General features: G+C 66.2%; 8 protein-coding genes. 3 read left to right on the plus strand and 5 right to left on the minus strand.

Annotation, left to right across the window (positions count from 1 at the left end; genetic code table 11):
- Positions 1-522 (minus strand): HNH endonuclease (locus INE98_RS11365; RefSeq protein ID WP_293539046.1); only part of this gene is annotated, 522 nt, incomplete at its 3' end.
- Positions 523-1,300: 778 nt separating this feature from the next.
- Between INE98_RS11365 and INE98_RS11370 the strand changes: the two genes are divergently transcribed.
- The 3 genes from INE98_RS11370 to INE98_RS11380 are packed head-to-tail and all read left to right on the plus strand — an operon-like array spanning position 1,301 to position 3,671.
- Complete coding sequence (locus tag INE98_RS11370; RefSeq protein ID WP_293539047.1) at positions 1,301-1,930, plus strand: TetR/AcrR family transcriptional regulator; 630 nt, start codon at positions 1,301-1,303, stop codon at positions 1,928-1,930.
- A gap of 9 nt (positions 1,931-1,939) precedes the next feature.
- Entirely contained in the window at positions 1,940-2,782 is an 843-nt protein-coding gene (gene gluQRS / locus INE98_RS11375; RefSeq protein WP_293539048.1) for a tRNA glutamyl-Q(34) synthetase GluQRS, read from the plus strand.
- The gene (locus tag INE98_RS11380) at positions 2,775-3,671 is read left to right on the plus strand and encodes a DMT family transporter (RefSeq protein ID WP_293539049.1); all 897 of its coding nucleotides are present in this window, start codon (positions 2,775-2,777) and stop codon (positions 3,669-3,671) included. Before gluQRS ends, INE98_RS11380 begins: the two co-directional genes overlap by 8 nt.
- On the opposite strand, the gene INE98_RS11385 is transcribed toward INE98_RS11380, so the two are convergent.
- The 4 genes from INE98_RS11385 to INE98_RS11400 form a co-directional block, all read right to left on the minus strand.
- The gene (locus tag INE98_RS11385; protein ID WP_293539050.1) at positions 3,668-5,083 is read right to left on the minus strand and encodes a protein adenylyltransferase SelO; all 1,416 of its coding nucleotides are present in this window, start codon (positions 5,081-5,083) and stop codon (positions 3,668-3,670) included. The two genes, INE98_RS11380 and INE98_RS11385, sit on opposite strands and share 4 nt — an antisense overlap.
- A gap of 109 nt (positions 5,084-5,192) precedes the next feature.
- The gene (locus tag INE98_RS11390) at positions 5,193-6,128 is read right to left on the minus strand and encodes an alpha/beta hydrolase (protein WP_293539051.1); all 936 of its coding nucleotides are present in this window, start codon (positions 6,126-6,128) and stop codon (positions 5,193-5,195) included.
- Positions 6,129-6,156: 28 nt separating this feature from the next.
- Positions 6,157-7,737, minus strand: a complete 1,581-nt coding sequence (locus tag INE98_RS11395; protein ID WP_293539052.1) for a long-chain-fatty-acid--CoA ligase — start codon at positions 7,735-7,737, stop codon at positions 6,157-6,159.
- Positions 7,738-7,822: 85 nt separating this feature from the next.
- A partial coding sequence (locus INE98_RS11400) for an aldehyde dehydrogenase family protein (RefSeq protein ID WP_293539053.1) occupies positions 7,823-9,055 on the minus strand: 1,233 nt, incomplete at its 5' end.

Raw genomic sequence — 9,055 nt, forward strand, 5'->3', positions numbered from 1 at the left:
CCAGGATTGGTGGAGGTGGTTGGGGGGAAATCGCCGTCCCTGGTCCTGGAGCTGCCAGGCGGTGGGGCGAACCGGCCGGCGGCGGAGCGACATCTGGGCTTCGGCCGGCGTACGGCCGCCCTTCGCGAGATTGCACCGGGAGCAGGCGGCTACGATGTTTTCCCAGCTCGTTCGTCCGCCCCGCGACCGCGGAACGACGTGGTCGAAGGTCAGGTCCTCGGACCGACTGCAGTAGGCGCAGGCGAAGCCGTCGCGAAGGAAGACATTGAACCGGGTGAAGGCGGGAGCGCGATCCTGAACGACATAGGCCTTCAGCGACACCACTGAGGGAAGCCGCATTGAGAAGCCGGGGGATCGGACCTCCTGCTCGTAGGTCGACAGGACATCGACGCGGTCCAGGAAGACAGCCTTGACCACCTCCTGCCAGGACCAAAGCGACAGCGGGTAGTAACTGAGCGGCCGATAGTCGGCGTTGAGGACGAGGGCGGGCCATCCGGACGGGGGGCGGTCAAGAACCTGCATGGAAGGCCCCCTGCTCCCGCGATTTGAGCCCATTGGCTGACAGACGTCGTGGTGTGAAGTCGAGCCTCCCTCGAGGGCAGGATGAAACTGCTCAGATATGGAAGCGATTCTCAGGTCCGCGCACAGTGACTGTTCGGAGACAAAAAAAGGGGGCCCCGGGCGGGGCCCCCAGGGGGGGAGAGTCATTGAGCGTAGGGACCGAATCTGAGGTCCGGATCGAGGGCCAGGCCCTCAGCCGAGGACCAGGAGAAGGTTTCCGATTGCGGCCACCAGGGTGAGAGCCAGGAGGAAGATGGGGGTCGCATGATCGAACAGGGGAGTGATGAAAGAGGCGCGGGAGGACATGGCGGATCACCTTTGTTTGAGAACCCGGGGGAGCGGGTCGTTCGAACTGAACACCGATAAGATACATCGTATTTGAGCAGTGTAAAGATGCCTCTTGAATCTTTTTTTGCGCGGGTGTCTGGAGACGGGAAGGCGGGCGCCAGAACGGAAAAGGGCCCCCGAAGGGGCCCTGAAGCGTCAGGCTTGATCCGACCCTGCCTATCCGCCAAACAAGGCCAGGGTCGCGACGGCGAGGCCGAAGACCGGGGCCAGGAAAAAGGCTGGAGTCAGACGATCAATGAGACGTTCGACGTTTGCGAGAGACATAACACACCTCTAAGTTGGTGCTCCGACGATCGGAGCTCTTGTTTTTGCTGCACCTGCGAAATGGGGTGCATCTGATCATTGTCAAGATTGGCTTGCCCTGAAATCTGAACACCCTTACTAAGATTTCATGCAGACCGCCGCCGCAGAGACCCGCCCCTACCATCACGGAGACCTCCGCCGGGCCTTGGTGGAGGCCGGACGCCACCTCCTAGAAGCGGAAGGGAATGCAGACATTTCGCTGCGCGCCGTGGCCAGGGAAGCGGGCGTCAGCCCGGCGGCGCCCTACCACCACTTCCGGGACAAGAGCGAGCTTCTGGACGCCCTGGCCCTGGAGGGCTGGGACCAGCTCGCCACCGAGATGCGGGCGGCCCTCGACGCAGATGGGGCCGGCTCGAACCGTCTCGTGACCATGGGCGTCGCCTATGTGAACTTTGCGAGGGCGAACCCAGCCATCTACAGGGTGATGTTCGCCTGCAGCCTCAACCATGAGACCATGCCTGAAAAGCTCCGGGAGGAAGGCGCTTACAAGCTGGTCTGCGAGACGCTCATCGAGTCTGGAATAGACCCCGATGATGAGATCGGCCTTGAACTTGCGGCGGCCGCTGTCTGGTGCGCGGCCCACGGGGTGGCCGAGATGGTCAGCCTCAAGGAATTTGAACCTCTTCGGAACCACCTCGGAGGGGAAGACGCCTTCCTTCGGGCGATCTTCAGCCAGCTGGATCTGTTCCGCCCCGCCTCAGGGCGCCGCGTGGCTTGACGGCGTCCGGTGTCCCGACCGGTTTTCAGGTTCGCCCCCTCCCCGACCGGATGGCTCCATCGGGGCCACGCCTTCTCAGCCCTGACGGCCTTTCGCGCCTGTCGGAGGTCAGGCGGCGTCTATCGCCTGCGGATCGAGGACATAGACCGTATCCGATGCCGGCCTGAGTTCGAGCGCGGCGTTCTGGAGGATCTCGACTGGCTGGGCGTGTCGTGGGACGGGCCCTTGCTGCGCCAGTCCGAACGCGGGGCCGCCTACGAAGCGGCGCTGGAGCGGCTGACCACGGCCGGCCTGGCCTACCGGTGTTTTCGAACCCGCCGTGAGGTCGCCGAGGTGATGACCCGGGCTCCGCACGGGGATGAGCCAGTGTTCTTCGGCGAACGCTTGCCCTCCCACGAAGAACGCCGCCGCCTGGGGGACGGAGACCCCTTCGCCTGGCGACTTGATGTCCGGGAGGCCTTGGGCCGGGTTGGGCCCCTGACCTTTCTCGAGACCGGAGAGGGCCCTGAAGGGGAGACCGGGCTTCAGGTCGCCCAGTCAGATCTGGCTGGCGACATTGTCCTGGCGCGGAGGGATATCGGGGTGGCTTATCACCTGGCGGTGGTGGTGGACGACGCCTTTCAGGACGTGAGCCGGGTTGTCCGGGGAAGGGATCTCTTTGGCGCGACCTCCGTTCAGCGTCTGCTCCAGGTCCTGCTCGAACTCCCGGAACCCGTCTATCATCACCATCGGCTGCTGGTGGGGCCGGACGGAAAGCGCTACGCCAAGAGGGACAAGGCCGAGACCCTGCAGGCGATCCGCGAGCATGGGATCACGCCTGAGCAGCTGATTGCGGAGCTCGATCTTGACTGACCTTGCGCAGGCCGGGAGCCCCGCTCGCCGGACCGCCCTGATCGTGCTTCTGGCAGGCGCCTGCATCATAGGGCTGGCGCCGATCCTCGTACGCCTTGCTGACGCCGGACCCGCCGCGGTGGGAATGTGGCGGATGCTCTTCGCCCTTCCGCTTCTCGCCCTGCTCACCCGCAGAGGAAGCGGTGGCATAGGGGCGCCGAACTGGATCCTCGTGTTGGCGGGCGCCGCCTTCGCCCTCGACCTCGCCTTCTGGCACTACGGCATCGCCCTGACATCTGTGGCCAAGGCGACCGTTCTTTCGAACCTGACCCCCGTGATCGTGACCGGCGTGGCGTGGCTGGTCTTCCGAGAGCGGATCCGTCCGCTGTTCCTGGCGGCTGTTGTTCTGGCTGTCGGCGGCGCAAGCTTCATGAGCCTGGCCCGTGACCCGGGTCTTCCGGGCGTCAATCCTCCTCTGGGGGACGCCCTCTCCGCCATGACGGCCGTTTGGTATGCTCTCTACTTCCTCGCTGTACAGCGCGCGCGCGCGACCAGCGGCGCGGCGCAGGTGATGTTCTGGTCAAGCCTCACGGCGGCGCCCCTCCTGCTGGTCGCAGCCTTGACGCTGGGGGAACGCCTGCTTCCAGCCACCATAGGGGGGTGGGCGGCATGCGTGGGCCTTGGCGTGATGCACGTGACGGGGCAAGGCGCCATCGCCTGGGCCCTCGGTCGCCTTCCCGCCTCATTGACGTCCATAGTCGTGCTGGTCCAACCCGTCGTTGCTGGGATCCTCGGATGGATCCTGTTTGCGGAGGTCCTGGGACCGGGGCAAGTGGCGGGCGCGATCATCGCGCTGACCGGTGTGATCCTCGCCCAGGCGGCGGCGAGGCCCAAGACGGCGCCGGCCTAGAATCCCCACGCTGCGCGAGCCGCCGCGATCTCGGACAACAGGGCCTCAAAGCCAGACCAGTCGTCGGCTTCGGCAATGAGCGCCCAGACCGCCTCGATCCGCTCATAGAGGAGCTCGACGGGCTCTTCACGGTTGAAGAGCGGATGACTCAGCCGCTCGGGCCGATCCGGGATGGCATCCGACATATGACGCCTGAAGTCATCGAACTCAGTCTGACGATAGACCTCCCCCCTCCGGCCTGAGAGCGCTCGCGCCTCGTCTCCGCAGAACCAGTCGAAGAAGAACGGTTCCCAGCGCAGGCGCTCACCGCCTGCGGCCAGGGCCCGGAAGGCGCTGTTTACGAGCCGGGAGTCCTCCTCGGCGCCTTTCGATGTCACCCCCAATCGCCGGAGGACTGCGGCCGCCAGCGAGGATCTGTAGAGATCTCCGAAACCGTTCAGCACCTCGACGAGGGCCGACTCTGGCGACCCGACACCGAGCAGGCAGCCGGCGAGCTGCCGAAGGTTCCAGAACACGGCCTCCGGCTGCCGCCCGAAACTGTAGAGTCCCGCATGGTCGAAATAGGCGGCGACGAAGTTGGGGTCGTTGCGCGGCAGGAAGCGATAAGGACCGTAGTCGAAGCTCTCGCCCGTGATGTTCATGTTGTCCGTGTTCAGGACGCCATGGACGAAGCCCGCCGCCATCCAGGCGGCGGTGAGCCTGGCCGCGGCCGAACACGCCTCCTCAAGCAGGGCCACGCCGGGATCCGCGTCGCCCGCACGACAGGGGAAGTAATGGTCCAGCGTATAGGCCGTCAGCTTCCGGACCAGGTCCGGGCGGTCGAGGGCGGCTGGCCGCTGGAAGGTTCCAAAGCGGATATGGCCATGGCTGAGGCGAACAAGCACGGCCGAACGGGTCGGGCTCGGTTCATCCTGGCGGAAGAGGGCTTCCCCGGTCTCGACAAGGGAGAAGGCCCTTGAGGTGCGAACCCCGAGAGCTTCCAGCATCTCCGCGGCCAGAACCTCGCGGACTCCGCCCTTGAGGGTCAGGCGACCGTCCCCGCTGCGCGACCAGGGCGTCACCCCGGAGCCCTTGGTCGCGAGGTCAAGCAGTCGCCCGGAACCGGATTCCCTGAGTTGGGCGAAGGTGAAGCCCCGGCCATCTCCCAGATCAGGGTTGTAAACTCGGAACTGATGGCCGTGGTAGCGCTGCGCCAGCGGCGTCACGAAGTTATCCGGAAGCGAGGCGAAGCGTCCGAAATGGGTGACCCACTCGACATCTGACAATTCCGAAAGACCGATGGTTTCGGCGGCCCGATCATTCCGCCACCTGAGGTCAAGCCGCGGAAACTCCGCCGGCCGGACAGGATCGGCGAAGTCGGCGCCGAGCAGGGGAAGCCGCGGGTCGGGATGGTAATGCGCAGAGGCAGGCATGGCCGCGAAATGGCGGAGTTGAGCGATCCCCGCAAGGGCGCAGCCCCGTCGACCTCACCGGCCAGGTTCACTCAGGCCTTTCGTGTGGGGACGGAACCGCCCCCGACAGTCAGGACAAGGCCGCCTTCATGGCCTCCGCGGCCTCCCTTGCGGCGACCTCAACCGCGGGTGACACGTCTCCCATGATGTAGAAGTCGTGCAGGAGATCCGGATAGTGGACGTGCCGAACAGGGACCCCGGAGGCCTCCAGTCTCCGTGCATAGTCCCGGCCTTCGTCCTGAAGGGGATCATATCCTGCCGTCACGACATAGGCGGCGGGCGTTGCCGAGATGTCCACGCTGGATCCCAGGATCACCCTGTCGATCTGGGGATGGCCATCGGCCGCAAGGCACTTCACGAACCAGTCGATGGCGGCCTTGGTCAGGAGCGGGCCATCCATCCTCTTTCGGCTTTCCGTCTCGGTCTCCGGGCAGATGTACGGATAGAGGAGCATCTGGAAAACCAGGCGACGCCTCGGCTCCGCCTTCATGTCGATCGCCACGGACGCCGCGAGATTGCCCCCCGCCGAGCATCCGCCAACACCGATCCTGTCGGGATCGAAACCGATCTCCGGGGCATGATCGAAGGCCCACCTCGTCGCCGCGACGGCGTCATCATGGCTGGCGGGAAAGGGGTTCTCCGGCGCGAGCCGGTAGTCAATGGCCAGGACCCTGCAGCCAGAGTAGGCCGCAAGCCGCCGGCAATGTCCGTCATGGGTCTCAAGGTTGCCGATGGCGAAGCCGCCGCCATGGAAATAGACCAGACCCGGCGTCGTCGCCGGAGCGCCTGCGGGCGTATAGAGGCGCGCACCTATCGGCCCGGCCCCGCCGTCCACCTCGAGGTCACGGGTCTCCACATCCTTGGGCGCCCCGGTGTTCTGGCTGGTGCGCTGCATGACGTAGCCGGCCCGGACCATCTCCACCGGGAGACTGTCGAGGGGCGGCGCCTGCTGGCCCGCCGCAGCGGCAGCCTCGGCGTCGAGCATGGCCTTGAAGTGCGGATCCATGGGCGGTCCTCCTGATGGCTTCAGCGGGTCAGCCGACCCGGCGCTCGCGACCCAGCCAGTAGGGCTCGCGAAGCTCCCGCCGCAGAACCTTTCCTGAGGGATTGCGCGGCAGGACGTCGATGACGTCGATGGTCTTCGGGGTCTTGTAGCCGGCGATCTGGGCCCGGCAATGGGCGATGATCGAGTCCGGGTCCAGAGTGACGCCCGGCCTCAGCACGATGATGGCCTTGACCGCCTCGCCCCAGCGGTCATCAGGCACCCCGATCACCGCCGCATCCGCCACTGCGGGATGCGACATGAGGGCGTTCTCGACCTCGGCGGGATAGACGTTCTCACCGCCCGTCACGATCATGTCCTTCACGCGGTCATGGATGAAGAGGTAGCCGTCGGCGTCGAAGAAGCCGGCATCGCCCGAGCGGAACCATCCCTCGGCGTCGATGGACTGGGCGTTGGCTTCCGGCCGGTTCCAGTAGCCCTTCATCACACCCTCGGAGCGGATCTCGATCTCTCCGACTTCGCCCACCTCGGCGTCGCGGCCATCGATGCGGACCCGGATCTCGTAACCCGGCGAAGGGCGCCCGCAGGAGCGGAGCTTGCCGAGGGCTGGATCATGCGCCTCTGGCGGAAGGTAGCAGCCCCCGCCAATGGTCTCGGTCAGGCCGTAGAGCTGCATGAAGCGGGAACCGAACCGCGCCTGGGCCCGGGTCAGCACCTCCTCCGAGATCGGTGAGGCGCCGTAATAGACATAGTCGAGGCGCGACAGGTCGGCCTCGGCCTGGTCAGGATGCTGCAGGACCATGTTGATGATGGCCGGGGCGAGGAAGGCGTGTCGCACGCCATGCTCGCCGAACAGACGGAGCATGAGACCGATGTCGACCTCGCGCATGATGATGCAGCGGCCGCCCATCAACAGTCCGAGAATGCCGAGATTGGCGCCTGCGACATGGAACAGCGGCATGCAGATCAGCGTCGCGTCGCCCGGCTCGATAAGCGCCCAGGCCGCGCTGGCGCTACGGAAGCAGGCGGCGTAGTTGGCCTCGGTCAGCTGGACGCCCTTGGGCAGGCCCGTGGTGCCCGAGGTGTAGAGCTGGATGACGTCGTCGTCCGGCCTGGCCTCCCGCCGGGGATCAACGTCGGACTGAGCGCCGATCCAGTCGCGGAAGCCCGGCCAGGCGCCATGCCCCGGCTCGAACTGGATGCGCGTGGACAGGTCCGGCAGGTCGCCGGCGAGGCCCTCGATCATCGCCGAATAGTCGGCCCCGACCACCGCAAGACGGCAGCCGGCATCCTTGAGGATAAACGCCACCTCCGGCGGCGCCAGACGCCAGTTCACCGGATTGAGACAGGCGCCCGCCTTCAGGCAGCCGAACCAGAGGATGAAGAAATCCGCATTCCCCCGCGCCAGGACCCCCACCCTCTCGCCAAGCTTCACACCCGCTGCGATCAGGGCGTTGGCGCAACGCGAGGACAGGGCGTCGAGCTCGGCATAGGTGACCAGCTCGTCCTGAAAGACCAGGGCGACCTCCTGAGGGCGGACCCGGGCGTGGTGGCGGACCACGTCCGCGGCGCAGGACAGCTCGGGCAGGACGATGTAGGGGGCTTCGGGCATGGGGGCGCTGTCCTGCAGGAGCGGTGCTGGAATTCAGGGGATCGGGCGACCGCCCCGGTCGCTGCGGACCGGGGCGGCGCCGGACTTACTCGGCGGCCTGCGGGGCGTAGCCCAGGACGGCCTTGGTCTCGAGGAACTCGTGGAAGCCGTAATCGCCCCACTCGCGCCCGTTGCCGCTCATCTTGTAGCCGCCGAAGGGCGCCATCATGTCGCCGCCTCCGCCGTTGATGGACACCTGGCCCGCCCGCAGCTTGGAGGCGATCTTGCGCGCCTTTTCGAGGTCGCCGGACTGGACATAGGCGGCCAGGCCGTACTCGGTATCGTTACCGATATCGATCGCCTGATCGACCGAATCATAGCCGAGGATCGACAGGACAGGCCCGAAGATCTCTTCCTTGGCGATGGTCATGTCGTTGGTGACGTTCGCGAAGACGGTGGGCTTCACATAGTAGCCCTTATCCAGCCCTTCGGGCCGGCCCGTGCCGCCGATGACCAGGGTCGCGCCCTCGTCGATCCCGGCCTGGATCAGCTTCTGGATCTTGTTGAACTGCACCTCGGAGACCACCGGACCCAGCTGGGAATTGCCGTTAGGATCGCCGACAGTCACCTGGGAAGCGGCCTCGCGGGCCACGGCGATGGCTTCGTCCATACGGGTCTTCGGCACCAGCATCCGGGTCGGCGCGTTACAGGACTGACCCGAGTTGGTCATCATGGTCGCCACGCCCCGGGTCACGCCCTTGGCGAAGGCGTCGTCGTCAAGGACGATGTTCGGGCTCTTGCCGCCCAGTTCCTGGGCCACGCGCTTGACCGTCGCGGCGGCGTTACGCGCCACTTCGATTCCCGCCCGGGTCGAGCCGGTGAAGGACACCATGTCGATGTCCGGGTGGCTGGACAGGGCCACGCCCACGCCGGGGCCGTCGCCGTGCACCAGGTTGAAGACGCCAGCGGGTACGCCCGCCGCATGCATGATCTCGGCGAATATGTGCCCGGAGAAGGGCGCCACTTCCGAGGGCTTCAGCACCATGGTGCAGCCCGTCGCGATGGCGGGCGCCACCTTGCAGACGATCTGGTTCAGCGGCCAGTTCCAGGGGGTGATGAAGCCGCATACGCCGATGGGTTCCTTCACCAGGAGGGTCGGACCGCGCTGCTCCTCGAACTTGAAGTCCTTGAGCACGTTGATGGCGGTGGACAGGTGCCCCATGCCGATCGGCACCTGGGCGCGCTGGGCGAGGGAGGAGGGGGCGCCCATTTCCTCGGTCACGGCGACGGCCAGGTCGCCGAAGCGCTTCTGGTACTCGGCCAGGATGCGGTTCAGGAC

The sequence above is a fragment of the Phenylobacterium sp. genome (assembly GCF_020253645.1).
In the GTDB taxonomy this organism is placed as follows: domain Bacteria; phylum Pseudomonadota; class Alphaproteobacteria; order Caulobacterales; family Caulobacteraceae; genus Phenylobacterium.